The sequence below is a fragment of the Bacillus andreraoultii genome, from assembly GCF_001244735.1.
Taxonomy (GTDB): Bacteria; Bacillota; Bacilli; order Bacillales; family Caldibacillaceae; genus Caldifermentibacillus; species Caldifermentibacillus andreraoultii.
The window spans coordinates 453566-479730 of sequence record NZ_LN868935.1; the positions used below are offsets into that span (position 1 = coordinate 453566).

Here is a 26165-nt window from a genome sequence, read left to right on the forward strand (position 1 = left end):
TTCGATCGAATGAATAGCCATTCTTACCTTGTTAACGTGGCTAAGATGATGTTGACTCTTCTCGCTTATAACTAAACCAATTGGTTACGGACACTTTGCTTCCCAGAAGGGCAAAAGACGATGCAAATTGACACCATACGTACTCGAATCATCAAAGTAACCAGTAGACTAGTAAAATCAGGCAGATCCCTTTATTTTAAGTTATCATCTAGCTTCGTTTATCAGAAATTCTTATGGAACGTACTGGGTCGAATTCAAAAACTCCAGATTGAATAAACTTAAACATTGAGATTGATCTAACTGAAAAAAATATTTTTTTCGGTCAAGGGGGGAAGTCTGCCCAAAATCAGACCCACTAAGGAAAAAGACTCAAATAATTGGACTCTAAATTGGGAAACTGTTCCTTTTTACCAAAGGTTCACGAAATTCCGGTTGAACATAGCTAAGATTTGTAAGCTATGAATATTTCAGGAATAATCATCCTTTTTTGTAATCATCGCTGTTTATTCAGCTATCGTAAACAATTAAATAATTTATAAGTAAAAATTCATATTAAATAACTATTAACGTATATCAAAATAAGTTTTGTAAGTTGAAAAATATTTGCGAGCATACTGCTCGCATTTTGTTTTTTTCTTTCTTAATTAGGGCATAAGTTTTAAAACTTTGAAAAAATTTCCCCAATGAAAATGCCAATACTTTTTATCAAGTCCATCCAGCAATAATTCCACAATCTTGCATACAACCATGGGTTTTAGTTCCACAAATATCTCCAGTCCTACAATCGTAGAAATCTTCTTTTAGTACTGAACCCCTTGTTACTGAGCACCAAAAATTTCCGGCAACACAATATTTCCTAGATCTAGTACAAGAGCAAATAAGATACTGCGGTTCTACAATTCCTAGTAAGTCTTTCATAGACTTTTACCTCCTAATCCTTTTTCTATAAATATATAATAGTTAGTATTATATGTCAATATATAATTTGGAATATTTAGATAAATATTTTTTTAATATAATTATCCGTTATACCATCAAGTTAATAGCTCACCTATCTTTTTTAGATAAGCGTTCGTTTTAATAATTAATAGTGTTAATAAAGCAGTTCCATAGATAATAGATATAATTGCAGGATTATAGACTGTCTTGCTGTCCGTTAATATATATGAGTAAATAAGATCGAATATTAACAATAGTATAATATAAATATTCCTAATTAGTAGTTTCCAAGAGAGTAATTGATCTCCTACAATTCCACCGCATCCACAGTTAATATTTACATTACCTTTAATTAAGTTTATTAAGATAGCAAAAGTAAACAAAAGAAACAATAAAATACTCCCTATAATAGACGTCCATTTTGATATATGTAATACAAAAAATAAACCGAGTACAAATTCTAATAGAATAATTATTACTGATAAATCATTAATTAAAACCTTATTCTTTATTAAATTATATTTTCTAATTTCATTTTGAAAAATGTACCGATTCTTTGAATGATCAATGGCAGACGATAGTAATATACCTCCTAATACTACTTCGATAAAAAATAATATATGGGACAAAGTATTTTTCCTCCTTTTTATACAAACATAGATTGAACCTGAACATTAGAGTTATCGTTTAACATTATCCTTGATTGATTGTTATACATTTCAGAGTAAATACCATTTTTACTTAGTAATTCATTGTGAGTACCTTTTTCTACTATAGTTCCTTTATCTAAGACATAAATCATATCTACGTTTTTAATATAAGCTAACCTATGTGATATGTTAATTGTTATCTTATCTGATGAAAGTTTATCGAATTGCTTATATATTTCATACTCACTCCTAGGATCAAGTGATGAAGTAGGTTCATCCAATATTAGTACATCTGTATTTCTATAAACTGTTCGTGCAATAGCTATTTTTTGCCATTGCCCTCCAGACAGGTCGATGCCTTCTTCAAAAAACTTGCTTAAATGGGTATCATATCCTCTTTCTAATGATTTCACAAAATCATCTACTCCACTAACTCTTGATGCATCGTAAAACTTTTTCTGATTACCTATATAATCAATATCACCTATTTCAATATTTTCTCTAATTGTAAACGCATACCGCATAAAATCTTGAAATATTACTGTAAATCTCTTTCTTAACGATTCTAGATTATATTGTTCTATGACTTTATTGTTAATCTTGATGTAACCGTTCGTAAGTCTGTAAAAACCTAATAAACATAGAATTAATGTTGTCTTTCCTGATCCATTTTCACCTACAATAGCTATTTTCTCCCCAGCTCTTATATGTAGATTAATACCTTTTAGTATAGTCTGAGAGCTATTTGGATATTTAAATGTTACATTTACAAATTCAATGCTATAAATATTTGTTATATCTTCACCATCCGTTAAATTAGCATGTTCATCAGCTTTTTCTATGAGGTCCATTAATTCAAAGTAATCATTTATGTAGAATAGATTAGAATAAATTTTAGATATAGAAGATGCAATAACTGTTGACATAGATTGAACTTGTTGAATTGCCTGTACAATCATAACAAAGTCACCTATTTTTGCCTTTTCCTTTGAGATTAATCTAATAACGAATAAGGATGCTACACCATAAACACAGTATTTAAATGTTTCTAAAAAAATTCTATGTTTTGTCTGTTTACTTGCAAGATGGATTGATTCCCTCATATTTTTTAAGTATAAATTTTCCCATTTGTTAGTGAAATATTTAGTAAGATTAAATAATCTTATTTCTTTGATACTTTGCTTATCGTGTAATAGAGCCTTATAATAATTTGATTTTCTTTTATCTAGGGTCTGATATTTAATTAATTTATAATCTTCTTTTCCAAATCGAGAGTTAAAAATTAGAAAAGGTAAAAATGATATGATGCTTAGTAGCACTAAAATCCAATGAATATTAAATAACAAGATAATAATGGATATTAACGAAATAATACCTCCGATTATTTCAATTAAACTTTTAACAGGACTTAATAGATTTGAAGCAATACTCCCGTTTTTTACTACTCTGTTAAAGCGGTTATAAAAATCGGGATACTCAAAGTGTTCATAAGATAGATTATCTAGTTTCAAATTTATTTTTTTATCTACAAAATGATCTAATTGAAACTCTATCTTAGTGGTTAAAAACTGCTGTATATAAGTCATAGAAATTGAAATTACATTCACAGTACATTGAAGAATTATTAAAAAAATTGCTATGTTATAGTATTTGTCCTTCCCTTGGATTATTGAACTCACAGTATTTATTATATTATTCATAATCATCAGGTTCACTAATGGCAATATACTGAAAACAATGCTCAAAAGAATAAAGGAGAGAAGTTGAAATTTACAAACTTTCCATACTAAACTGAATGCTCTTCCCAAATTTTTCACACTGATTTTTCCCCTCCTCAGAAAATCCATTTGCCTGTATAATAAGGCACAATTATTATAATTGCAACAATTGACAAAAAAATAAAATTAACCTAGAATATTTTTTGTAAATTACTTATTAGAAATTCGATAAAATATAAACTTTTGTTATAAGACTACTTTTAAAAGGGGCTTTCTAAAATGTATTATCTTCTATTGGGGCTATTTGGAACATACATATTTCTATTTAATCTGTTTATAAAGCAATTCAAAAAGCTAGAATTTCTAGTTAATCTTATGCCTAACAAAAAATTTGAAAGAGTTAACGGATTAAAGCATCCCTTAGTAGGAAAAGTATTTCCGTTTTCTAGAGAGTTACTAACTGAAGAAATAACTATAGTTTTGTTGACTTCCCCTACTTGCTCAGCTTGTCAAGGTTCTTACGAGGAAGCAATTAGTGTTGTCAATCAATTTAATTTAGATTTTTTACACCTTGTTGCAGTAAATGATGATAATAGTGAAATTTGGATTGAGGAGAAGGAAGTTATAAATACCAAGAAAAATTATTATCAATTAAATATTCCCAATAACTTACTAATAAACTATAACTTATTTCAATATCCTCAATACATAATTATTAAAAATAAAAAAATTGTGGAGGTTACAGGTATAATTAGAAGAATAGAATATTTAATGGAAAACAATATACTAGATAATTTATAACTAAAGGAGATGATTAAATGAATACTTTTGTATTGATTGTTTTAGGTATTATTATGGTCTTATTAATAATTGAAATGGTCTTCATGTTTAAGTTGGCTAAACTTATTGCAACGTTTTTAAATAGGATTATGTTTATTGGAGATGATAAGGTTAGACCAAATAGAATGGTATCAGGTAGAACTAGTCCACAAATCAATAAAAAAACAATAAATGGAAAAAAAATAAACGTTTATGATAATGAATACCAATTACTTCTTTTTAAAGATCCATATTGTTCTACTTGTAAAGATATTTCGAACCATTTAGTTGAATTAGTTCCAAAATTAAAAAGAAATGTTGAACTCGTAATAATACAAAAGGATACACTAGTTACTGAAGCAGAGAAACACCTAAATATAATTATTGATAAAAAGCTCTTCGATGATTTCCTAATTACAAGTTTACCAACTTTAATTGTAGTTGGTGAAGAAGGAATGATAGTAAAAGTCTCAGATATAATTGGTAGTTATAATAGTTTTGTTGAAGAAATTTCTACTTTTATAAAAAAAGTTAGTTAAAATTTTCTCCATATTTTAGGATTGGATTTTTACCCCTATAAAACCTTGGATATAACTATATGATTACTCTAAAATCCAAATGAATTTTAAGAAAAAATACAGTTTACAAAAAAACCGAACAATAACAAAACAACCAGCTGTCGTTTCGAAATTTAGTTCGGTTTTTTAGTTAAATATTTTGTTTTTGCCTTTTCCTCTTTACCCGTATATTAATAAGATACTGGTTTGCACGGAGACTACAGCGACATTATGCTCCATCAAGGAAGCAATCTAATCTTGCACAAAGGAACCTAAATCGTTTGACAAGTAAACTATCTTTAAAATGCCTCTAGCAATAGAATCATAGATATCAGAAAACATAATGCGAATAATGTGGATACATAATCTTTTTCTTTCAATACCTTGTTTTGACTTACCTTAATACACTGAATACCAACTTTGAAATCTGGAGCCGAATACGTCTTTTGAAAGGCGAGTATCTCTAATTTCGCAGTTATAGCATTTCTTTTAATGCTGTTTATGGGTGTAATTAACGATTGAAAATCACTACCTACTAATGTTATTTATCAAAAAAATTATCCAGACCTAGCGCTTGATATGATTAATTACAATTATGGACTATTTGAACACAATTTTATATTTAGCTTATCAACAAAGCACCATTTTTATTAGCTGTTCAAGCACATCTTTAAAATTATTAACCTCTGTAAATCAAACAATACCTAAATTCTCCAATAATTACTATCATCAAAGAACACTTATGTATAATATTGGCATATTAAATAAAACTTTCCGAATCCATAGAATGCATTGGGTTATTGATATTTTCTTAAAGACAGCCAAATCCCTTTTAGAACTTGAAATTGCGTTGCAAAGTAGTTCATATGATAATTTTATTTCCATACTACGATTGTCTTTACACGCTTTTGTCACCGTCAAGTAGTTTTGAACACTTTCTGCTAATTAATTTTGAACACTTTCCTTCCCAAAAATGGTAGTTCTATTTTTAATTCTATAACTGTCATTTTCATTTAATTGGATCACTTCTACTCTATGGAGTAATCGATCCAGAATAGCTGTTGTAATCCCTTGATCTCCCATCAATTCCCCCCATTGCTCTGGCCCTTTGTTTGAGGTCAAAATAACAGAGCTACGTTCATATAGATGATTTATTAGGTGAAAAAACAAATTCACTTCCCTCCGATCCATGGCCATATACATCAGATTGTCAATAACCATCAAATCCGATTCCTTTATTCGTTTGATTTGCATTTGTGACTTTCTAATGTACTCTTCGGTTTTTAACAGGTGGGTGAGCTCACCCATCTTAGAGAACGCAACTTTGAATCCCTTTTGAATAGCTTCCAATCCAAGGCCAATAGAAACATGTGTCTTTCCCGACCCCGGTGGGCCTAATAAAATTAAATTATATTGCTGCTCAAGCCAAGTAAGTTCCTTCAGTTGATTTAATTGGCGTGTGCTCAGGGATGCTTGTTCATCTATCTTAAATTCATCGTAAGCGTCAAATAGGCCCCACCTTTTAACTTGGTGGGGCCTATTTGACGCTTACTAGAAAAATGATAATAGAGTATTTTAATGGTTGACCTTAAATTCAAAAAGCTCCTCTATCATAATTGGTTAGAGGAGCTCCCTTGGGAAATAAACTGGCATGGCTTGGTAAATATTTTGTCAATGTCTGGTAAAAAAGATGGCAGAGGTGGTAAAAACTACTGGCCGTAATCAAGTAAGTGGATTTTTACTACTGCATTTGGTTTTCCATTTACTCTAGTCCCTATAATTGATAAACTAGTAAAAATTAATCTTTTTACCTATTTTTTTAGTTGTAATATAGTTATTCCATGATTATTAATTACCTACAAAACACTTCAATTATGATATTTTTATACAAACCGATTCCTATTCATGATAGAAGCAATACCCGTCCCCTGTTAAACGTGCATAACGGATCCATGAACTCATAATTAAATAATATTTAATCAAAACCCTTTGATTTTTGAGTATTCCCTCGATTAGTTTATTATTTAATTTGGCATCAGATTATCTAACTCAAGAATATAAACCCATGATTACCATCTCTTATGGTCTCCATCAACTTTTTTATTTATCAATTTTCATAAAATTATTGCCTCTTCACTTTCTAACTCTTATTTCCTTCAACCTCATACAGCTATACTATATAATCCTTATTAAGCGATTAATTTAGAAATTATAAAATAAATAAAAAAGACTGAATCCACTGTCAGATTCAGTTTTAGGTTATACTCATATTGGAGTAAAACAAGTCGATTGAATGGTTTTTTCGAGAAACAACTAGGTGCATATTTTCTCCTCGTCTTCTCTTCGCTTTTTCCTTTAAAATCAGCAAAGATCCAGCAGGTAAGAACAAAAATGGCTTGGAAACCAAGAGGTTTACAGAAAGATAGTAATTTTTTTAAAGATGGGTACATCACTAATTCTTTAAGCCTGGTACCCTTTACTTGAAGTTGGAAACTCTATGTCAACTTGTCTATTGCTTTCTTTAACAAATTCTTAGTATATGATAGTTCTCTGATATTTCCATTTAATACTACATCCTCATTATAGAAATCTGCAAACGATTGATTTTTGTATCTGGGAACAACGTGCATATGGTAATGAGTTAATTCATTAAAGATGCCACCATTTTGAGTAACAGTAATCCCGTCAGGTTTGTATAACTGCTTTAACGCTTTTGATATTAGAATAGAAGCACTCATAATTGCACTAGCAGTTTCATTATCAAGTTTATCAACATCCACGAAATGTTTTTTAGGCAGAATTAAGGTATGCCCTTCATTAAAAGGTTCGTGGTCCAAAAAACAAGTAACATAATCATTTTCATACACAATATTTACCGGCTCGGTTTTATTTGCTAAGCTACACCCTAAACATTTTACTTCATGTTTCATATTCAAAATCTCCTCATTTTATATATCTTGCATAGATCTGCCTATAGTTAAGGAACAATACTTCAATTTAATTATTTTATTAATTTATATTATCATATTTCCAAAAGGTTAATAACAATATAATTGTAAGTTACATTGTCTTCACATTCTTAATAACCCTTTTCTCTCTTCTATATTCCAAAACAAATTAAAGATTTTTAAGATGAGAATGATTTCAGAAGTTAAAAAATAGTTTTACCATAATACAAAATCAAAATATGAGAAAAGACTGGATTGGTAAGGGTTGACATTGAAGAGATCCCGAATTCGCAGAAGATTTTCCAAACGAAATCAGGTTGGATTTAGCAAAACTTTATTTTCATAGCAATTGTTTATTTTGGGGTTATATATGAGAGAAAGCAGAGTCGAGAAATAAAATAATGATTGATATTAAATGCTAGCTACTTTATATATAGATGTAAGCGTCAAATAGACATAGCATCTGTAAAGTATATTTAAAATACATAACATTTAATGGACGACTTGCTTGATTTATAACTCTCCATGTATTCATATGTATTTCGCAAGTGAAAAGTGAGCCATTTCGCAATTTAATTTTGAGCCACCTCGAATTTATTTAAATTCATCCAAGCCTTTGTTTCTTTCATTCTAAAAGATGGCCCATTCATATTAATAACATGTGACTTATGTGTAAGCCGATCCGTTAAGGCAGCTGTTAAAACTGGATCATGAAAGATTTCTTGCCATTTTAAAAATGGTAAATTGCTTGTAATGATTGTAGACTTTCTCCCTGCACGTAATGATAAATGCGTAAATAATAGTTCTGCTCCTTCTTTATCAAATGAGATATATCCAAGTTCATCAATGATTACTAAATCATATCTTTCAAATTTCAATTCAAATGAGCGAAGAGTTCTTTCAGATTTGTATTCTTTAAGTTGATTAATTAGAGATGGTACTGTCGCAAAGAAGACTTTATATCCAGCTAAACAGGCTTCTATACCGAGTGCTATAGAAATGTGCGACTTCCCCGTACCGGGTGAACCTGTAAAAATCACATTTTGTCCTTCTTCAATAAACTTTAACGTTTTTAAATAAGGTAACTTTTGTCGGGCCTGATCAGGTAAAGAACTTTCAACTAATTCTTCCAATAATTTTTTCTGTGGGAAATTGGCTGTACGTATTCGATTCTGTTTCGACCGTATCAGTCGGTCGCTATGTTCTTGATGAAGCACCTGAAGTAACACTTCAAATGCCTCATCCGGTTTTTTGAAATTACTTTCATCATTGACCATCCTTCGAATACTAGGCAAACGCAATTCCTTACACAGCTCAATAATCTCTTGCCTTTTATCCATATAAGATATCTCCTTCTTCAGATTGATCAAACATATCTGCGTAGGCTTTTAGATTTCTTTCTGACTGTTTCATGATGTCGTCCTTGTTCTCATCAGTTAACTTGTCAGTATTGGTTTGCTCACAGATGAATTGTATTCTTTCTGTAGTGACAAAACCAAAGCGAATATTATTTAGTTTCTCAATAGCTTCTAACACTTGCCCTAAATTATCTTTTTCTTGAATATATAAAAGTAACTCTATGAAGTCTTTTTCATTTCCTGTATAATAATTGGTGTATATCATTTTAATTTCATCCGGTGCCTGCTTCAAACATTCACTTTGAGCTATGGCACCTTTTTTCTTTTCAAAGGTTTTTAGATAGTGATAAATATTCATTTCCCACTGATGTAAGCCCCAATTCCGTTTGTGTTCTGCTACAAGCTCCCCATCGATAAATAGTTTGATTTTTTCAGCTCCTACTTTTGCTTTAATAAATTTCCCAACATGTCCTTCTGGCACAGAATAATGATTCTGTTTTATGACAACTGTACTATACTTATCCACCCGACATTCTATTAACTCTGCAACGTCAAAAGGAGTTATTGCTGGCTTGGATACAGACCTTTCGTGTTCCATTAATTCAATGTGTTTTAATAAATGCTGGTGATGTAACTGCTGGTTGATTCTTATTAGTACCCTTGTCAAATGTTCCTCTGCCTCTTTTAAACTTGTAAATTTATAATTTGATGAAAATGCCTTTCTACGAATGTACTCTACACTACGTTCAACGTGGCCTTTTTCATTTCCCTTTCTTGGTTCACATAGTCGAATTTTAAACCCATAATAATCTGAAATATTTTTCATACCGTCGGTGATTTCCCTTTCTGATCCTATGAACGATTTAACCACAGTCCTCATATTGTCATAGGTAAATACCGTAGGGATAAAACCAATGTGTTCAATAAATAAGGAATGGATGTCTAAAACACAAACCATGGTTTCAGACTCATAGATTTTCGCAAATCGATAATTACTATGTGCTAAAGTGAAAACCGCTAGGGAATAGCTTCTTAATTTTCCATTCACCTCGATTTTAATTTCTCCCCAATCAAATTCCACTTCATAACCAGGTTCGCAATTTCTACGTATGAATACCTCGTTTTTCTTTGCTAGCTCCGTGTTTACAAAATTACGTACTGTGGTATAACTAATTTCACACCCTTCCTCTATCAACTTTTCATGCATATCAATGATTTTCATTTGTTGTTTACCTAAATTATTCTCTCTTTTCCACTCATTTTCTTTTATATATCCTCGAATTTTCTCGATAATTTCATCACTTAATACTCTTTTCCTACCAACTCTTTTTGTGTAAGTTGGTGGTTTTATAATCTCCTCTGGTATTGGTAAATTTCGAACATCCGTTAACTTACTATTTTCGAACTCCTTTATATATTTTTTTACTGTATTTCTAGATTTTTTCAATTCTTTTGCAATCTTCCTCTGACTTTTTCCCTCCAAATGCATCTTTATTATTTGTTGTTTCACATTCAAAGTAATCACCTCTGATACTCCCCCTAACAATAATGTCAGGGTTATTTTCTATCAAAAGTGGCTCACTTTTCAATTAATAAGGTGGCTCAGTTTTAGATTAACATATACATTCATAGCTTCCTTACGAATCATTATTCAAATAAACATATTCCCCTAATCACTTGCATACGTATTACAATGGAATGTCTTTTTACTAAGGAGGAGAATTGTGGTTATTCATGTTGTTCAGCGCGGAGATACATTGTGGGCTATCTCTCAAACATACGGTGTTCCAATCAATCAAATCGTATCAGCAAATGAACTCGAATCCCCAAATAATCTAGTTATCGGTCTTGCTCTCGTTATTCCTACGTCTTATAAAGTCCATATGGTCCGTTCAGGAGAAACCCTATGGCAAATTGCAAACCAATACCAAGTGCCGCTTCAAGAACTCATTCGCCAAAATAACATTCAAAATCCAAACGTCCTTTTTCCAGGAACCCGACTAACGATTCCTTTTAGAAAGCCGATTATTGATGTCAATGCTTACACAACCAATCAAGGAGAACAAGCTGGGAAAGAAATTCAAGAAGTTGGCTCACTTTTAACTTACGCCTCACCTTTTGCATACACGATGACAGCCGATGGTGGACTAACTCCGATTAATGACACAGCTTTCTTACAAGCAGCGAAAGCAACCGGTGCCGTACCGATGCTCTGTATTACAAACTTTACTTATCGCGACCCTGGCTCTCGCTTAGCTCATACCATTTTATCGAGTGCTGATTTACAGGATCGGTTGCTAACAAACGCAATCACGATTATGCGAGCAAAGGGCTACCAGGGAATTAATATTGATTTTGAAAATGTCTATCCAGAAGACCGAGAAAACTATAATCAATTTTTGCAACGTGCCGTGAACCGTCTCCATCCAGAAGGTTTCTTCGTTTCAACGGCATTAGCACCAAAAACAAGTGGTGACCAAAAAGGCTTACTCTATGAAGCTCATGATTATCCCGCACATGGCCGTATCGTTGATTTTGTTGTATTAATGACGTATGAATGGGGATATCGACTTGGACCACCTCAATCCATTTCACCATTAAATCAAATTCGACGTGTTCTCGATTATGCCGTTTCAGTCATACCGAGGGACAAAATTTTCATGGGATTTCAAGTTTATGCGCGTGATTGGCTGCTCCCACATGTAAAAGGTCAAGAAGCAGAAACATTTAGTATGCAAGAGGCAATTAGAAGGGCAACAAAATACGGGGCGACCATCCAATATGATAACACGACTCAATCACCGTTTTTCACTTACCAAGATCAACAAGGGCGCTCTCACGTTGTTTGGTTTGAAGATGCGAGAAGTGCTCAGGCGAAATTTGATACAGTGAAAGAATATCGATTAAGAGGGGTCAGTTATTGGGCACTTGGTTATCCATTTCCACAGAATTGGCAACTGTTGCGTGGTAATTTTACAATTCGAAAAAGATAGAGAGGTCTAACCTCATTCATTGGGGTTAGACTTCTTGTTTTTACTGCATCATTCGCTTACATACAAGATGGGAAAGCTAGTTTATTTTCCATTTAATAGGTGCAAAACAGAATATACAGGGTGATAAAGGAGCATCCACGGTCCAGAATAACGCATAACCTCTTTAATCTTTTGGCGATACACAGGCTTATAACAATGGACTTTACAGTTTGAGCAAGCGGTTTTATCCTCACCAAATCGACAATATGATAGTCTTTTATGTGCATATTGTAACAAATCTTTACATTCCTCACATAGTTCCTTCTGATGATGTTTTTTCCGACAGTAAATCGTAATCATTTGTTGAACCGTTTCTTTCTCCTTCTGAATGTTTGGACCATCGTTTAACTTTCTCATTCGGAACACCTCTTTCATTATTTCCTTAATTTAACATTATCATAGCTCGTTGGCTTAATTCCCTTTCATTTTTAAAAATTTACTAACATTGCTTCAATGAAAAAAATATTTCTTCATTACTCGTTTTATAGTAAACAATCAACAAGGAATCTATATTGAAATGCTGAATGAACATGCATGCTGAATGAACATGCATTCTGAAAATATAAAAATAACCGTACATCGGCTTTTATACCGGATATACGGTTACTTCCTTTATACATTCGCTCCAATCTTATATAATAATGAGACCTCTATAAAATGATCAAGGCAAGTATCTCGGAAATGCCTACGATTCTCTTGACCCCTGCTTAAATTTCCATTTTTAATGTTCGTTTTAAAAATGCGCGAGTACGGTCTTGCTTCGGATGATTAAAAATTTGTTCTGGAGTTCCTTCTTCGGCAATAACCCCTTTATCCATAAACACGACTCGGTCCGAAACTTCTCTCGCAAATTCCATTTCATGCGTAACAACGAGCATCGTTAAACCAGATTCCGCTAATTGCTTCATGACTTTCAATACTTCCCCGACCATCTCTGGATCAAGCGCAGATGTCGGCTCATCAAAGAGAAGTACATCCGGCTCCATACAGAGTGCTCTTGCTATCGCTACCCGTTGTTTTTGCCCACCAGATAAATGTTTCGGCTTTGCATCGATATACTGCTCCATCCCAACTACTTTTAAATATTTCATCGCGAGTTGTTTTGCTTCTTCCTTTTGCCGTTTTAATACTTTCACTTGACCAACAATACAATTATTTAACACATTATGGTTATTAAACAAATTAAATTGTTGAAATACCATTCCTAATTTTGTCCGATATTGATTAATGTCATGGGCATCATCTAATATATTTTTTCCTTGATAAATAATCGCTCCACCTGTAGGCTTTTCAAGCAGGTTAATACAACGAAGCAATGTCGATTTCCCAGAACCAGATGACCCGATGATGCTTACGACTTCACCTTTTTTTACGGAAAAATTGATATCTTTTAATACTTCGTGATCCCCAAATGATTTATTCAAATGTTGAATATCGATGACTGTATTCATTTTCTGCGTCCCCCTTTTAGTTTTGCGACGATGGGATATCTGGTGTTTTTACTTGCATTTGATTTCCCGCTAAGTTGTAATTTTCCGGCCCTTCTAACTTTCTCTCTAAATAACGTAAAATTCGAGTGACGGTAATCGTCATGACTAAGTAAATAACTGAAGCAATAAAAAACGATTCAAAATATCTAAAATTATTACCAGCAATAGATTTCGTTGCAAAGAACAGCTCTGATACAGAAATGACGTTCAATACCGAAGTATCCTTTATATTAATGACAAATTCATTTCCTGTCGCAGGTAAAATATTTCGTAATACTTGTGGTAAAACGACATTTGTCATTGTTTGAAAATGGCTCATTCCAATTGCTTGAGCTGCTTCAAATTGACCTTTATCAATGGAAACAATTCCACCGCGAACGATTTCTGACATATATGCACCGGTATTGATTGAAACGATGAAAAAGGCTGCCCATAGTCTGTCAATATCTAGTCCAAACGCTAATGCGGTACCAAAGTAAATGACCATAGCTTGTACAATCATTGGCGTTCCACGGAAGATCTCGATATAGATTGATAAAATGATATGAACAAATTTTAATAGGAACCGTTTTACACCTTTTTCTGGCATCGGTATCGTTCGAATGACACCAATAATTAATCCAATGATTGCCCCGACAATTGTACCAATTAAGGCGATTAATAGCGTGATTCCTGCTCCTCTTAAGAACATCGGCCAGTTTTCTATAAAAATTTTAACGATCCATTCGAAGCTCATACATATCCTCCTAAAATAAAAGTAAGAGGTGTCTAATTTGGGGGCAGATGCCACGAAAACGATAATATCTCCTATCGTTTATACGTGGTGCCACACCTTTTAGACACCCCCCTTTACGTTATTCTGCTGCTGGTTGGTTTTTAATTGCAGCATCCATTATTTCTTGTTGTTGTTCTTCTGGGATTTTTGATAAAATTTCATTAATTTTTTCCTTTAATTCACTACCTTTTTTAATACCGACTGCAATCGCTGTATCTTCTGTTGATGTTTTGAACCCATCTTCAAATTCTACCATCACAAAGTCGTTATTTGCAGATGAGGCACTTACAGCTTCTGGCCGTTCTGTTACATATCCGTCAATAACACCAGATTCTAAGGCAACTCTCATTGCAGGGAAGTTATCACTCGGTTGTTGTTTGTCCACTCCTTTAATTTGGTCAATCACTGAATAGTGGAATGTATTCAATTGAGCTGTCACTTTTGCACCTTTAAAATCTTGAATAGATGTTGCGTCTTCATACTTGCTGCCTTTTTTTACAACCATAACTAAATTGGAGTTATAGTAAATGTCTGTAAAATCAATAGACTCTTTCCTTTCTTTTGTAGGGGACATTCCTGCGATAACTGCATCAATTTTCCCAGATTGTAAGGCAGGGATTAATCCGTCCCATTCTGTTTTCACAACGACTAATTTTTTTCCTAATCCTTCAGCAATTTTCTTCGCGATTTCCACATCGTATCCACCAGCATATTCTTGGCTTCCTTCAATTTTCACAGCGCCGTTTGAATCATTCGTTTGCGTCCAGTTAAATGGAGGGTAACCAGCTTCCATTCCAACTTTAAACGTATTATCATCTTTTTTATTCGAACCACCGTTTTTCCCTGCTGAATCACTTGAACCACATCCTGCTAAAACAAACATTGCCAAAATAGTAAACGTTATTAGCATCCAGAACTTATTCCTCATTTTCTTTCTCCTCTTCCTTTTTCAATATTTTGCAATTTCGAAATTATAATAAAAAGCGACCTGAGTTGAACTCAGGTCGCGTATATTCATTCTGCACCTAGTCCCTCCCTACATTTCCCAAAATGGAGATAGCACAACTCAGATAACTTGGGATTTGTTAACTGAGACAGTCTTACAATTATTCACTGTAAGCCCAGCAAGTAATACCGAGAAAAGTATTACAAGCTTCGGCGATATTTCCTTCTCCTTAGTATCAGCGCCTTCTCAAGCTCCACCAAAGACTGTTAAATATCGCGCCTCTACCTCACCTTATGTAGTGAGGTTTTATATGAAATTATATAAATATAGACTACTATAAGGATATATTTGTGTCAACCGTTACGATTTAAGAAATGAAGGAATCCTATAGTTATTAAAAATCTCTTTCATGTGTTTTTATCACATTTGGAAAAATGCGCCTCCCTATACGGTAAATCATATAACCAATGACTCCACCTAACGTATTCATAATTAAATCGTCGACATCTGTCGCCCTTGGGAGAAATAATTGGGTTGTTTCTATAACTAAAGAAATAGTAAATGAGATCAACACGATATTTTTAAAACTTTCAAATTCTGACCATAATAAAGGTAGCAGGAAACCAATAACAGCAAACATCGCAATATTTCCAAATACTTCTATTAGAATGTAATGGACATTATTATACTGTAGAGCTGTCTGTATTTCCGTCAACTTATGGAAAGGTGTTAAATTCACCCGTAACTCCCCACTCTCTGCTATCCCGTCCTGAATAAGATTTTGTGAGATGACCGTTTGAGAAGCGAGTCCTGCCATAAATAAGACAAAGATTAGTAAAAGTAACTCGTGGCGGAAATTCGTTTTAAAACCTCTTCTTCTCATAATTAGATAAAACATGAATCTTCCTACTAAATAGATTGGAATCGCTGAACGAATCGTTGGTAACATCGCTTTTATAAATTGTAAAATTTCCTGCATTTCAAATTCCCTTTCATATGGTGATCTTTTGCTATAGACTATTACTGTAACGTAATTACCATTTATTTGTAAAATATTTTTACATAACATTCGTATAGACAAATGTAGCACATAAAGTCTATCAGTTCTTTTTTTAAAAACATACCCCATCCTTTTTCCTGTAGATTTCATTATTAATTTCCTGTATAATAATAAACGTTTTTTGTTCCTATCATTCATCCAAAAATACATATTGTTAGAAAGAGGAGAATACAAATCATGTGGTTTCTATTTGCGATACTCACGACATTATCGTGGGGAACGGCAGACCTTTTCTATAAAAAAGGTTCTGATAGTAATGATAACTATAGCCATTTAAAAGTTGGCATTATGGTCGGCTTAGTAATGGGGATTCATGCCATTTTATATATGCTTATTAAAGGACTTCAGTTTGACCCGATAGATATGGTAAAGTATTTACCTGTTTCTTCCATGTATATCATCTCAATGCTAATCGGATATTTCGGGTTGCGTTACATTGAATTATCTATTTCTTCACCTGTCCAAAATTCATCTGGTGCCATTACTGCCATCCTATTATACATCTTTTTCCCTCGTCCAGTTGGCTGGATTAATATAGCTGGGATTGTGTTTATTACATTAGGTGTTATTGGATTAGGTGTATTGGAAAAACGTGCCCAAACTGCAGCGTTAAAGGCGGAAAATGCAGTCGTTGACCCAAAATATCAATTAAGTATTTTGGCAATTACATTCCCAATTTTATATGCGTTTTTTGATGCACTAGGAACGTTTGCCGATGGAATTTATTTAGATGAATTAAGTTTAATTAGTGAAGATGCGGCTCTACTAGCATACGAATTCACATGGCTACTCATTGCCATCGTCTCCTACATCTATATTTATTTTATTAAAAAAGAAGCGTTCAACGTATTTAAACAACCTGTAAGAACTTCTGCGGCGGTTTTTGAAACAGCTGGGCAATTCTTTTATGTATTCGCAATGACAGAGCGAGCAATTATTGCTGCACCGTTAATTGCTTCCTATAGTGTCGTTTCAGTCATTCTATCGCGGATATTTTTAAAGGAAAAATTAAGTACCGTTCATTATGCAATGATTATGATTGTTGTGATGGGGATTGCTTTACTCGGTATCGCCGATGAAATGTAAAAAAGTGTTGCTTCGTCCTCTTATAGGGCGGCAACACTTTTTATTATAGAAAAAATCTTCTTTTAATGGCTCCTCAACGAACTTATAAGTTAGAATTGTTTTTATAGATATCATTTCCATAGACGAGGATTCGATACATTTTTCACATCTCGTATCAAAATTATTAAATATTTTTAATCATATTTTAGATGTCTACATGATTTCTTTATATTTCTTCACTTCGTCTAACGCTTCAAGTAATTTACTGCTAATCAATTCTCCTTCTTTAATATGATCGACAATCATATCGTTTGTTTCTTGGAACAGTTCAGCAGTCGTCGTAAATTTTTTGAGGACATCTTCACTTATTCCATGTTGGGTATTTATGATTTTTATTAATTGGAGTACTTCTTCTTTTACAGCATGGATGATTCCTAATAATTTATTAACTTCTTGATTTGCTTGTAGATTGGCATTCACACCTTGAGTAATTAATACATTACTTTGTTGGCTGTTTGTATTCGCTTGAAGAATTTCCTTTTGCACCTTTTTCGTTAACTCATTTATATTTGTTGTACTTTCCTTAGCACTTTCCGCTAACTTTCTAATTTCAGTTGCAACGACTGCAAAACCTCTACCATGCTCCCCAGCACGTGATGCCTCAATCGATGCATTTAATGCTAAGAGATTAATATTTTCTGATATATGGCTAATAACGTTTACAATTCCTTCAATTTCCTTGGAACTTTCACTTAATTGATTCATACTTTGGGAAGTTTCTTTAGATTGTTGTCCTAAGTCGTCAATTATATTTTTCACTTCATCAATCGAAGCTTTCCCCTTTTCTGATACAGTTACCATTGATTCTGTTGATGTAAGAAGGGAGTTGCCTTTCTTGAGCATTGTGTTTGAGTTTTCTTGGTTTTTTAGCGTGCTTTCCTCTACACCTTGATACTCATGACTAATTTTTTCTACTAATTTCATAATGACATGGTGCTCATCATTCACTTTTTCATTGGCTTCCATTGTGGATAGCAATTCTTTATGTATATTGTTTAAGAAGATTTGAAAAGCATCTTCTTTTTCTTTTAGTTTTTGATTTAATTCATCAATTTTTTCTTTTAATAGGTTGATATCCTCTTGTTTCGGCTTATTTTTCGTGAACATAGAGTATTCCTCTTTCTTTATGATGTTTTTATATAGTTCAATGTAATCATAACACAAATAGAATTGTTCGATATGCTATTTTTTGCCTGACTTCTTGATTTTTAAGTTCATAGAATGGTTCTATAAGCTCTTTTTTGCCCGATTCCCCGATTTTTAGGCTCATAGATCGGTTCTATGAGCTCTTTTTTGCCCGATTCCCTCAATTTCACGTTCATAGGCCGGATCTATGCGTTGATTGCTACTCGTGCTCCTCATAAACTGAAAAACAATATCCCTCGAAAAGCCAAAAATGATGCCTTAACAATGAATGGGCACCATTTTCCGCACAAATGTATTACTCTATAAAGCTTCAACTGGTTCAGATGTAGGAGCGACTTCCTCTTCAGCATCTTCTAGAGTAACTCTTGAAGCGGTGACTGAAGCAATTCCATCGTCATCTTCATGATTTATAGTAATTGAGCTGTATTTTTCACGAAGATCCGCAACTTTTACTACATCACCAATTTCCAATTCCGAAATATCAACTTCTATATATTCAGGAATTTCTCTCGGTTTTGAAGTGATGGTTACTTCATATAATAATTGCTGTAATTCACCACCAGTTTGAACACCTTTCGCATTTCCAACTAATGTTATAGGGACTCTTGCTTGAATTTCAGTAGCCATATCAACTAAAAGAAAGTCAGCATGTAAAACTTCTTGTGTTATTGAATCGACTTGGTAATCGCTCAGAACTGCATCCTTCACTTCACCATTCAAGTCTAGCGAAATTAATGCATTTCTCCCATGCTCTCGGAGCAATTTCAATAAATCACTTCGGTTAACGGAAACTTCCTTTGTTTCCTCCCCTCGGCCATATACAACAGCAGGAATACGACCATTATTTCTTAAATTCTTTAAAGCTGATTTTCTAAAATCCTTTCGTACTTCCGCGACTAACTTTTTTCCCATAGCACGTCACCTTCCGTCTCAGAATTTTAGACAAATGTCTAATGAGGTTCTTATTAACGAACGCCCTTATTATAGTAAACAGCCAATACTTTATCAAACTTTTCGAACTATTTTAGAACCCTTCTTATATTAGATATGTTATAAATTTGTCATTCCCGAATCCAATTTAAAGCAAATCATTCACTAAATCCTTTCGTTTTACTCCTTTATACAACAGGACACTACCTATCACTAGCACTATATATACAAGGTACGACCCACTGCATATATCCTACCCAAATCATTCGTTCCACACATATTGGTACAATTAACCATATAAAAGCACTAATTGTAACGATTTGACACCCAATTTGTGCGATATAATTTTTCACAATTGCTGATGTCATCATTGTTATAATACCAAAAATGAATCCAATTACGTAGATTGCGATAATTGTAAGAGTAATATATTGAGCAAATGTTAAATCATACCAAGGAACCATGAGTGACATACTATACAAATGCATAAAGAAATATCTCGATGTATCGTTCGTTAAATATAATCCACTATAGATGATGACCAACAGTGTAAGTAAAAGTCCTGTCATAACAAGGCCAGCCAAGTACTTCTCATTAAAAATCCTCCTCCCAATTTTACTCGTATATTGAAGAGGAATGACACGTCTCATCTTATCGCGTAAAAATATCGGTGACAGTACAATCGATATTGTAAACAAGATGATGATTAGGACATTACTTGAGTAAGTAGAGAAGTTATCGAGAACCATAGATTCGTAATAAGAAAATTTTCCGTTTGTAATCATTTCTTGAACGCGTTCTTTTCCTTTATCTGAAAAATCCCTTCCTTCTGCCTCCAAAGTTTCCACTCTATATTTATAGCTCTCCATAACCGATTCTCACGCTTGTAGTTCCCAAAACAAATCAATTCCTTCTTCAAACATAAGATAATCTTGAAGCGCATGAATGGCTTGATTATCCCGATTTGAATTTCTATATTCTTGATAAGTAGATACAGCAGCTGCTATCGCCTTTTGATTCTTCTGTAAAAATTCATCTGCATCAGCTACTCGCTTCTCGTACATAGAAACAAAGTCTTGATATTCTTTTTCATTTAAAGATTCACCGTACTTCTCAATCATTTCTCGCTCAACTCCGAATAAATCTTTTGCCGGGCGACCGTTTGGGAAATACTTCAAATCAAAACTTATTAACAGCTGAAATAATAATACATTTGCTACGAGCGCTAGTATGATAACCGGCCAAGTAAAAAACTTTTTAAACTCAATCCAAAATATATTCATAATTAAACGAGATCCTTTCTACTAAATCGTCTTAACGTAATCCATACGAGTATTCCAATCATCATTGTCCAGCAAGAGATTGTTATCAATTCATGGTGCTCAAATCCAGTTAATCCTGCCAATCCATTAAAATACATATGTGGGTTCAATATTAGTAACGTTAAGTTCACTTGACTTAAAAGAAGTAACACGGATGAAGATGCAATATAACTCGGGATAACAAACATCGCTAACAAAGTTAAATAAGTTGCAATTGTTGTAATATAACTATTTTGAATAAATATTGATAAGGCAAAAGTCAGCATAGAGATTAATAGCCACGTGAGAAAAATAATGATAATCGCCAAACATAAGAATTGAGAAAAACTAATTTTCCACCAAGTAACATATGGTAAGTTATATTCCCAATTCAAGCCGCTAGATATAACAGATTTCCACAAATGATGATAATCAAACAGAGTAAAGTAAGTCACAAGCATTGTTACAAACAGAACGAAACCAACAATAACCGAACTTATTAAAGACGCAAACAACTTTCTTTTCATCACATTTCTTCCTACTTTTGTGGAAAAAGTAACGAGACTTGTATTCTGGTCCTTTTCATAACAAGCTAATAGTGCGGTTATTAAGACAACTAAAATTGTTCCTTCTACAGCAAGCGTTTTTAAAATTGAACGGAACAACAAACTATGCATTCGATATACATCTCCTGCAAAAAACCAAGTTTTGTATTCTTCGCTTTTTACCATTTCTTGAAACCGTGGTTCGAGTTTTTTATGCTCGTAATCGATAAATTTAGCAGCTATCCCAGATATTTGATATGTTTCCTTTAACCCTTCACCTATTTTTTCGATATTTATCGTTTGATAGCGTTTGTCTAAACTTAGTGCATTCGTATAATACATGAAAAATAAAGATAATTGATCAATCGCCTTCTGATTTTTTACGTTATATGTTTCGTATTTTTTGTATGTTAATTGATTAAAAAAATCTTCTGCTGTATGAAAATTCGAATCAATTTTTGTCATTTCTTTATCGATATCTCTATTTAATTGCTCTAATGTACTGTCATTAAAAGTCAGTCCATATTTTTCGACGATTTGATTCACTACTTTAAGTTCATCCCTAAATTGGGCATTCGAGAAGATAAGAAAGGTATTGAAACCAATAAACACAATGAGTAAAAATAGAATAACCGGCGTGCGGAACACCTTTTGTAATTCGAATAGCGTAATTCGCATGCTTATCACCCACTCGTACTTTCATTAGCATATTCGTATAAAAATACATCTTCCAGTTGCGGCTTCATTACTTGCCACTCCAAACTTTTTTCTTTCTCTGCCACGAAACGAACAATCATTTTCCCTTTATCATGTTTTTCCGCTAATGTTACATATTTTTTCGCGAAATTTGCTAAATCGTTAAACTCAACCTCTGTTTCGAATACTGATCCAGCTAACGTGTTACAAATTGCTGAAGGTTCACTTTTATATAAAAGTTTCTTATTCTTAATCATAATAATTTCATTCGCAATTGACTCGACATCTGAAACAATATGGGTAGAAAGTAAAATCATTCGATCTCTTGCTAATTCTGATAAGAGATGTCGAAACCGCGCACGTTCTTTTGGATCAAGTCCAGCAGTCGGTTCGTCTAAAATAAGGACTTTTGGATTATTCAACAACGCTTGTGCTATTCCAACGCGTTGAATCATCCCCCCTGAGAATTTCCGCATTTTTTTATTTCTTACATCACTTAAGGCCACCATTTCTAAAACTTCATCAATTCGAACCTCAGCTGTTTCTTTATCAATTCCTTTTAAGGCAGCTAAATATGATAAAAATTGAACCGGAGAATAATGCTTATAAAAACCAAATTGCTGTGGTAAATACCCTAATAAGTCTCGATATTCTTCATCCAGTACAAATATATCCTTACCACCATAAGTGATTTTCCCTTCTGATGGTCTCATCAACGTGGCAAGCATTTTAATTAATGTCGTTTTTCCTGCACCATTTGGAGCTAACAGTCCATAAATACCATTTTCCAATTCCATATTAATTTCTTGTAAAGCTTGAAAATTTCCATATCTTTTACTAACGTTTTCTAAGATAAGCATTCATAAGCGCCTCCTTGATTTCTTGTGAAAAATTGCTTTAATACGTAGAAGTAAAACCGAATAATTAGAAGTACAAGAATGAAATAGACTGTTAATGGAATTTGTTCCACTACTTGGGTATATGTTTCTTTTAACAATTGATAAAGATATATATTCCCTGCCGCCCATGTAAAACAAAAAATACTCATACGAAAGTAAAGATGCTTTTCCTTGTACAAAATCAATAAGCATGTAGCAAAAAGAAATAAACTAGACAACGTAATGGCAATTGCCCGAAACACATCAATCCCTATAAACTGTGAAACAATCATGATAAAAGTAATATTTATGACACTGGCATATAAACTATAGAAAAACATTCGAATCGCTAACATTTGATAAACGGTATATTTTGCCGTCATCTCTATTTCAAATGTGCCATTAAGCTTTTTATCTAGAAAAGTAAAAATGGCTGAACTAATAAAAATAAATGGAGATAGAGTAAACACATATGCATAAAATTGATTCATTTCAAACGATTGATTTTTTGTCAATAATACTGTAAACAAAATCACACATAGTAATAAAATAAGCGAAAAAATTCCTTCTCCCTTACCAAATAGTAACCACCGATTAGGAAAAACCCTCCAAATAGTCCGTACATTATGAAAAATGGTTTGCTTTTTCGTTAATCCCTTCGCTACAATAATCGATATTTGTTCATCAATTTCTGTATCCGATGGCATTTTCACTTCAAATTTTTCCATGAAAATAAACCTCCATTTCTTTTCTAAGTTGTTTTATTGTCTTATAGTAATTCGTTTTCACAGTTGATTCTGGAATACATTCCATTTCGGCAATTTCCCAAATGTGTAGTCAAGAAAAATTTTATAACGAATAATTTTTTGGACAAGTTCCGGTTTCTTTGCTAAAAGATTTTGAACTACCTCGTAATCTTCTTTAAATTCAAGTGTTAGCTCAACCTCATCTGATCCCTCTTCGTCTACAGTATCAACAAAGTCGATTCGTTGACGTATTTTAAATTCCTTCGAGCGAAAATAATCGATACAGTGATTTGTTGCGATACGATATAACCATGTACGAAAACTTGATTTACTGGGGTCATAGTGCTTAATGGATTGTAACATCCGGATAAAGATTTCTTGGGTGAAATCAAGTGATAGGTGCTCATCCAACATTTGTTTAAAAACAAAAACATAAATTTCACGATAGTATTTTTCAATTAGTTTATTTGCACTTTCCTTGTCAGCATTTTGTACAATTTTTCGAATCCATCTCTTTTCTGCAGTCATCACCATAAACACTCACTTTCCTGATGTCACTTATATATTCGTGATTTGATAGAAATAGTTTTAAAAGATTTAAATCTTTTTGGCTGTTTTCAAAAATGAGCTACGAATTGTGAAGTATGCTTAAAGATGCGCGTCCGAAATAGTGAATAACAACAAAGGTAATAAAGCAATCTTTAAGGAAACAGCCCTTTTATTAAATTTTGACAGAGAAAAAACCGAACACTTTCATGCTCGGTTCAAAATTTTTTATTTTATTTTAAATGAATATACCTTACCAGCTTCAATGCTTTCTGGATTATTGGTAAATCCTAATAAATCACTAACGGTTACTACTAGATAACCTTCTTTGTTTAGCCAATCTAATACTTTGTCAAGTGACTGAGCCGTTGTCGGATATATATCATGCATAAGAATAATCGATCCATCACTTACTTGTCTCTTCACCTGGGCAATAATTTTATTGGCATTGCGGCTCTTCCAATCTTCCGTATCGACCGACCAATTGATTATCGGTCTACCTGCAATTGATTTTACGGTATCATTTAAAGCACCATATGGCGGGCGGACGAGTCCAGCCGGTTTCCCTGTAGCCATTTTTATTTGTTCATCTGTTTTATCTAGCTGACTTTCGATTTGTTTTGGCTTTAGCTTGGTTAATTGTGGATGACTCCAAGAGTGACTCCCAATTTCATGCCCCTCTAAAACCGCTCTTTGTAAAAGATTCGGATAAAACTCAGCTCGATTTCCTAAAACGAAAAATGTTGCATGTGCATGGTGTTTTGCTAATATATCAAGAATCCTTGGTGTAACGGTTGGATGTGGTCCATCATCAAAAGTGAGTGCAACATGTTTTTTCTTAGGATCCAAAACAGCTTTCTTTTTACTTGATACTTTCTTAGTTACACTTGCTTGCACATTTCTATCCTTATTCGTAGTACTTTTCACATACTTATTCAATAATATATCACTTAGTTCACTTTCATCTATAGCGATTTGCCGTTCTTTACCCGATTGGTCACCAGTTTGTTCTGGTGTTAATAAAATAATCAGTTTATTATCTTTTATAAGAAAGTGGTTAAAGTGATCTACTTTTGGCTCAAGTCCCTTTCGTATAGTTTTTTCTTTTGCACTTTTTTTAAAATCTTGATCTTCCATTAGCTTTTCATACGTGAGTTGCGATAATCGAACAAGATAATTGGAATCCTTTTTAAATAAGTCGGATATTGAAAGAAACTTATTAGACTGACGGTCAAAGTTATAAATGATTTTACTTTGTTTCGGAGTTGTGCCTCTTAGATGTTCAGTTTTATTAAATTTCACTGATAAAACTTCAGCTGTATAAGAGAATATTTCAAAATCAATGTGTAATTCATGTGGACCTATTTTATCAGGTGTCAAGTGGGTTTTCGCTTCATGGATAAAGTTCGTTACGGTGTTGGATGTCCATAGTTGCATCTCTTGATCCCACATTTTTTTATTCAAATAGGGGACATGAATGGAATATTGATAGGCCACATTTTCTACGATGGTTGATTGAATATTTAAGCCAGGATAATCTGTGGAGGATTTTGTTTTATTTTGCATTTGTACGGATTTTGTCGCATTATTTACCGACACCGTTTGACAAGCTGTTAGAAAAATGGATATGATTACAATTAAAATAACTTTATACTTGTTCTTCATTTGAATATCTCTCCGGTCTTTAATCTTACTATAATTGTATATGGTTTACGCAAGAAATAAAAGGGCATTTCTAATATACGAACTATTAAAATTATAATTTTATCACTAGGGAAAGTCCTTTTTTTCAGCAGTATTCGACAAGTTGCTACGTTTAATTATAAACGAAATAAATGAGGAAAAGATAGAAAATATTTTTATCTTTATTTGGAGGAGAACTATATTCGGCAAAGATAAAAAAACTCGAGGGACGCCAGATCTTTCAGGAAACCAAGATCCGTAGTTAGTAGAAAAAGCC

General features: G+C 33.1%; 23 protein-coding genes, 2 pseudogenes and 1 riboswitch. Of the genes and pseudogenes, 5 read left to right on the plus strand and 20 right to left on the minus strand.

Features of this window, described 5'->3' with window-relative positions; translation table 11 throughout:
- Positions 1–276 (plus strand): annotated as a pseudogene (locus BN2144_RS19005) (transposase); the annotation flags it as partial.
- 758 nt (positions 277–1034) lie between these two features.
- Here BN2144_RS19005 and BN2144_RS20830 read toward each other — a convergent pair.
- Both BN2144_RS20830 and BN2144_RS02465 read right to left on the minus strand, forming a co-directional pair.
- On the minus strand, positions 1035–1568 hold the full coding sequence (locus tag BN2144_RS20830; protein ID WP_033826775.1) for a MauE/DoxX family redox-associated membrane protein: 534 nt from the start codon (positions 1566–1568) through the stop codon (positions 1035–1037).
- A 17-nt stretch (positions 1569–1585) separates the two neighbouring features.
- A complete protein-coding gene (locus BN2144_RS02465) occupies positions 1586–3196 on the minus strand; it encodes an ABC transporter ATP-binding protein (RefSeq protein ID WP_222860068.1) in 1611 nt (536 codons plus the stop codon).
- Between the two features lie 390 nt (positions 3197–3586).
- Between BN2144_RS02465 and BN2144_RS02470 the strand changes: the two genes are divergently transcribed.
- Complete coding sequence (locus BN2144_RS02470) at positions 3587–4108, plus strand: hypothetical protein (protein ID WP_033826777.1); 522 nt, start codon at positions 3587–3589, stop codon at positions 4106–4108.
- A gap of 17 nt (positions 4109–4125) precedes the next feature.
- The gene (locus tag BN2144_RS02475; protein ID WP_033826778.1) at positions 4126–4665 is read left to right on the plus strand and encodes a thioredoxin-like domain-containing protein; all 540 of its coding nucleotides are present in this window, start codon (positions 4126–4128) and stop codon (positions 4663–4665) included.
- A 963-nt stretch (positions 4666–5628) separates the two neighbouring features.
- On the opposite strand, the pseudogene BN2144_RS02480 reads toward BN2144_RS02475, so the two are convergent.
- The 4 genes and pseudogenes from BN2144_RS02480 to istA form a co-directional block, all read right to left on the minus strand.
- Positions 5629–6180: pseudogene (locus tag BN2144_RS02480) on the minus strand (ATP-binding protein); the annotation flags it as partial.
- 998 nt (positions 6181–7178) lie between these two features.
- A complete protein-coding gene (locus BN2144_RS02490; RefSeq protein WP_033826780.1) occupies positions 7179–7613 on the minus strand; it encodes an HIT family protein in 435 nt (144 codons plus the stop codon).
- Between the two features lie 590 nt (positions 7614–8203).
- Positions 8204–8971, minus strand: coding sequence for an IS21-like element helper ATPase IstB (gene istB / locus BN2144_RS02495; RefSeq protein ID WP_033826781.1), 768 nt, complete (start codon positions 8969–8971; stop codon positions 8204–8206).
- On the minus strand, positions 8964–10505 hold the full coding sequence (gene istA, locus BN2144_RS02500; protein ID WP_456061792.1) for an IS21 family transposase: 1542 nt from the start codon (positions 10503–10505) through the stop codon (positions 8964–8966). The genes istB and istA overlap by 8 nt, the downstream gene beginning before the upstream one ends.
- A 208-nt stretch (positions 10506–10713) precedes the next feature.
- Between istA and BN2144_RS02505 the strand changes: the two genes are divergently transcribed.
- The gene (locus tag BN2144_RS02505) at positions 10714–11982 is read left to right on the plus strand and encodes a glycoside hydrolase family 18 protein (RefSeq protein WP_033826783.1); all 1269 of its coding nucleotides are present in this window, start codon (positions 10714–10716) and stop codon (positions 11980–11982) included.
- A gap of 81 nt (positions 11983–12063) precedes the next feature.
- Here BN2144_RS02505 and BN2144_RS02510 read toward each other — a convergent pair whose 3' ends face one another.
- The 5 genes from BN2144_RS02510 to BN2144_RS02530 all read right to left on the minus strand — a co-directional run bounded on the left by BN2144_RS02510 (position 12064) and on the right by BN2144_RS02530 (position 16211).
- A complete protein-coding gene (locus BN2144_RS02510) occupies positions 12064–12378 on the minus strand; it encodes a nitrous oxide-stimulated promoter family protein (RefSeq protein WP_033826784.1) in 315 nt (104 codons plus the stop codon).
- A gap of 350 nt (positions 12379–12728) precedes the next feature.
- Complete coding sequence (locus BN2144_RS02515) at positions 12729–13472, minus strand: amino acid ABC transporter ATP-binding protein (protein WP_033826785.1); 744 nt, start codon at positions 13470–13472, stop codon at positions 12729–12731.
- Between the two features lie 16 nt (positions 13473–13488).
- The gene (locus BN2144_RS02520; protein WP_033826786.1) at positions 13489–14247 is read right to left on the minus strand and encodes an amino acid ABC transporter permease; all 759 of its coding nucleotides are present in this window, start codon (positions 14245–14247) and stop codon (positions 13489–13491) included.
- 118 nt (positions 14248–14365) lie between these two features.
- Positions 14366–15214 carry a transporter substrate-binding domain-containing protein gene (locus BN2144_RS02525; RefSeq protein ID WP_033826787.1) on the minus strand — a complete coding sequence of 283 codons (849 nt, stop codon included), beginning with the start codon at positions 15212–15214 and terminating at the stop codon, positions 14366–14368.
- 121 nt (positions 15215–15335) lie between these two features.
- A riboswitch (Lysine riboswitch) is annotated at positions 15336–15524 on the minus strand.
- 102 nt (positions 15525–15626) lie between these two features.
- The gene (locus BN2144_RS02530) at positions 15627–16211 is read right to left on the minus strand and encodes a VanZ family protein (protein WP_187366951.1); all 585 of its coding nucleotides are present in this window, start codon (positions 16209–16211) and stop codon (positions 15627–15629) included.
- Positions 16212–16469: 258 nt separating this feature from the next.
- Here BN2144_RS02530 and BN2144_RS02535 point away from each other — a divergent pair, with 258 nt between their 5' ends.
- Entirely contained in the window at positions 16470–17378 is a 909-nt protein-coding gene (locus BN2144_RS02535; protein WP_033826788.1) for an EamA family transporter, read from the plus strand.
- Between the two features lie 192 nt (positions 17379–17570).
- On the opposite strand, the gene BN2144_RS02540 is transcribed toward BN2144_RS02535, so the two are convergent.
- The 9 genes from BN2144_RS02540 to BN2144_RS02580 form a co-directional block, all read right to left on the minus strand.
- Positions 17571–18524 carry a methyl-accepting chemotaxis protein gene (locus BN2144_RS02540; RefSeq protein WP_033826789.1) on the minus strand — a complete coding sequence of 318 codons (954 nt, stop codon included), beginning with the start codon at positions 18522–18524 and terminating at the stop codon, positions 17571–17573.
- Between the two features lie 339 nt (positions 18525–18863).
- A complete protein-coding gene (locus BN2144_RS02545) occupies positions 18864–19475 on the minus strand; it encodes a 50S ribosomal protein L25/general stress protein Ctc (RefSeq protein ID WP_033826790.1) in 612 nt (203 codons plus the stop codon).
- Positions 19476–19696: 221 nt separating this feature from the next.
- Positions 19697–20341 (minus strand): hypothetical protein, encoded by a 645-nt coding sequence (locus BN2144_RS02550; RefSeq protein ID WP_033826791.1) that lies wholly within the window; start codon positions 20339–20341, stop codon positions 19697–19699.
- Between the two features lie 30 nt (positions 20342–20371).
- Positions 20372–20776, minus strand: coding sequence for a hypothetical protein (locus tag BN2144_RS02555; protein WP_033826792.1), 405 nt, complete (start codon positions 20774–20776; stop codon positions 20372–20374).
- Between the two features lie 2 nt (positions 20777–20778).
- Positions 20779–22017, minus strand: a complete 1239-nt coding sequence (locus tag BN2144_RS02560; protein WP_033826793.1) for an ABC transporter permease subunit — start codon at positions 22015–22017, stop codon at positions 20779–20781.
- Between the two features lie 5 nt (positions 22018–22022).
- Entirely contained in the window at positions 22023–22895 is an 873-nt protein-coding gene (locus tag BN2144_RS02565; protein ID WP_033826794.1) for an ABC transporter ATP-binding protein, read from the minus strand.
- The gene (locus BN2144_RS02570) at positions 22883–23641 is read right to left on the minus strand and encodes a hypothetical protein (protein ID WP_033826795.1); all 759 of its coding nucleotides are present in this window, start codon (positions 23639–23641) and stop codon (positions 22883–22885) included. The genes BN2144_RS02565 and BN2144_RS02570 overlap by 13 nt, the downstream gene beginning before the upstream one ends.
- A gap of 57 nt (positions 23642–23698) precedes the next feature.
- Positions 23699–24193 (minus strand): RNA polymerase sigma factor, encoded by a 495-nt coding sequence (locus BN2144_RS02575; RefSeq protein WP_050632181.1) that lies wholly within the window; start codon positions 24191–24193, stop codon positions 23699–23701.
- Positions 24194–24433: 240 nt separating this feature from the next.
- Positions 24434–25870 (minus strand): polysaccharide deacetylase family protein, encoded by a 1437-nt coding sequence (locus BN2144_RS02580; protein WP_050632182.1) that lies wholly within the window; start codon positions 25868–25870, stop codon positions 24434–24436.
- Positions 25871–26165: the final 295 nt, after the last annotated feature.

Excerpts from the sequence above, each read along its gene's own strand:
- istB (WP_033826781.1), bottom strand. The coding sequence starts at position 8,971 with ATGGATAAAAGGCAAGAGATTATTGAGCTGTGTAAGGAATTGCGTTTG.
- BN2144_RS02475 (WP_033826778.1), top strand. The coding sequence starts at position 4,126 with ATGAATACTTTTGTATTGATTGTTTTAGGTATTATTATGGTCTTATTA.
- BN2144_RS02555 (WP_033826792.1), bottom strand. The coding sequence starts at position 20,776 with ATGAATATATTTTGGATTGAGTTTAAAAAGTTTTTTACTTGGCCGGTT.
- BN2144_RS02575 (WP_050632181.1), bottom strand. The coding sequence starts at position 24,193 with ATGGTGATGACTGCAGAAAAGAGATGGATTCGAAAAATTGTACAAAAT.
- BN2144_RS02565 (WP_033826794.1), bottom strand. The coding sequence starts at position 22,895 with ATGCTTATCTTAGAAAACGTTAGTAAAAGATATGGAAATTTTCAAGCT.
- BN2144_RS02560 (WP_033826793.1), bottom strand. The coding sequence starts at position 22,017 with ATGCGAATTACGCTATTCGAATTACAAAAGGTGTTCCGCACGCCGGTT.
- BN2144_RS02510 (WP_033826784.1), bottom strand. The coding sequence starts at position 12,378 with ATGAGAAAGTTAAACGATGGTCCAAACATTCAGAAGGAGAAAGAAACG.
- BN2144_RS02525 (WP_033826787.1), bottom strand. The coding sequence starts at position 15,214 with ATGAGGAATAAGTTCTGGATGCTAATAACGTTTACTATTTTGGCAATG.
- BN2144_RS02570 (WP_033826795.1), bottom strand. The coding sequence starts at position 23,641 with ATGGAAAAATTTGAAGTGAAAATGCCATCGGATACAGAAATTGATGAA.
- BN2144_RS02545 (WP_033826790.1), bottom strand. The coding sequence starts at position 19,475 with ATGGGAAAAAAGTTAGTCGCGGAAGTACGAAAGGATTTTAGAAAATCA.
- BN2144_RS02535 (WP_033826788.1), top strand. The coding sequence starts at position 16,470 with ATGTGGTTTCTATTTGCGATACTCACGACATTATCGTGGGGAACGGCA.
- BN2144_RS02470 (WP_033826777.1), top strand. The coding sequence starts at position 3,587 with ATGTATTATCTTCTATTGGGGCTATTTGGAACATACATATTTCTATTT.
- BN2144_RS02515 (WP_033826785.1), bottom strand. The coding sequence starts at position 13,472 with ATGAATACAGTCATCGATATTCAACATTTGAATAAATCATTTGGGGAT.
- BN2144_RS02530 (WP_187366951.1), bottom strand. The coding sequence starts at position 16,211 with ATGCAGGAAATTTTACAATTTATAAAAGCGATGTTACCAACGATTCGT.
- BN2144_RS02540 (WP_033826789.1), bottom strand. The coding sequence starts at position 18,524 with ATGTTCACGAAAAATAAGCCGAAACAAGAGGATATCAACCTATTAAAA.
- BN2144_RS02520 (WP_033826786.1), bottom strand. The coding sequence starts at position 14,247 with ATGAGCTTCGAATGGATCGTTAAAATTTTTATAGAAAACTGGCCGATG.
- BN2144_RS02490 (WP_033826780.1), bottom strand. The coding sequence starts at position 7,613 with ATGAAACATGAAGTAAAATGTTTAGGGTGTAGCTTAGCAAATAAAACC.
- BN2144_RS02580 (WP_050632182.1), bottom strand. The coding sequence starts at position 25,870 with ATGAAGAACAAGTATAAAGTTATTTTAATTGTAATCATATCCATTTTT.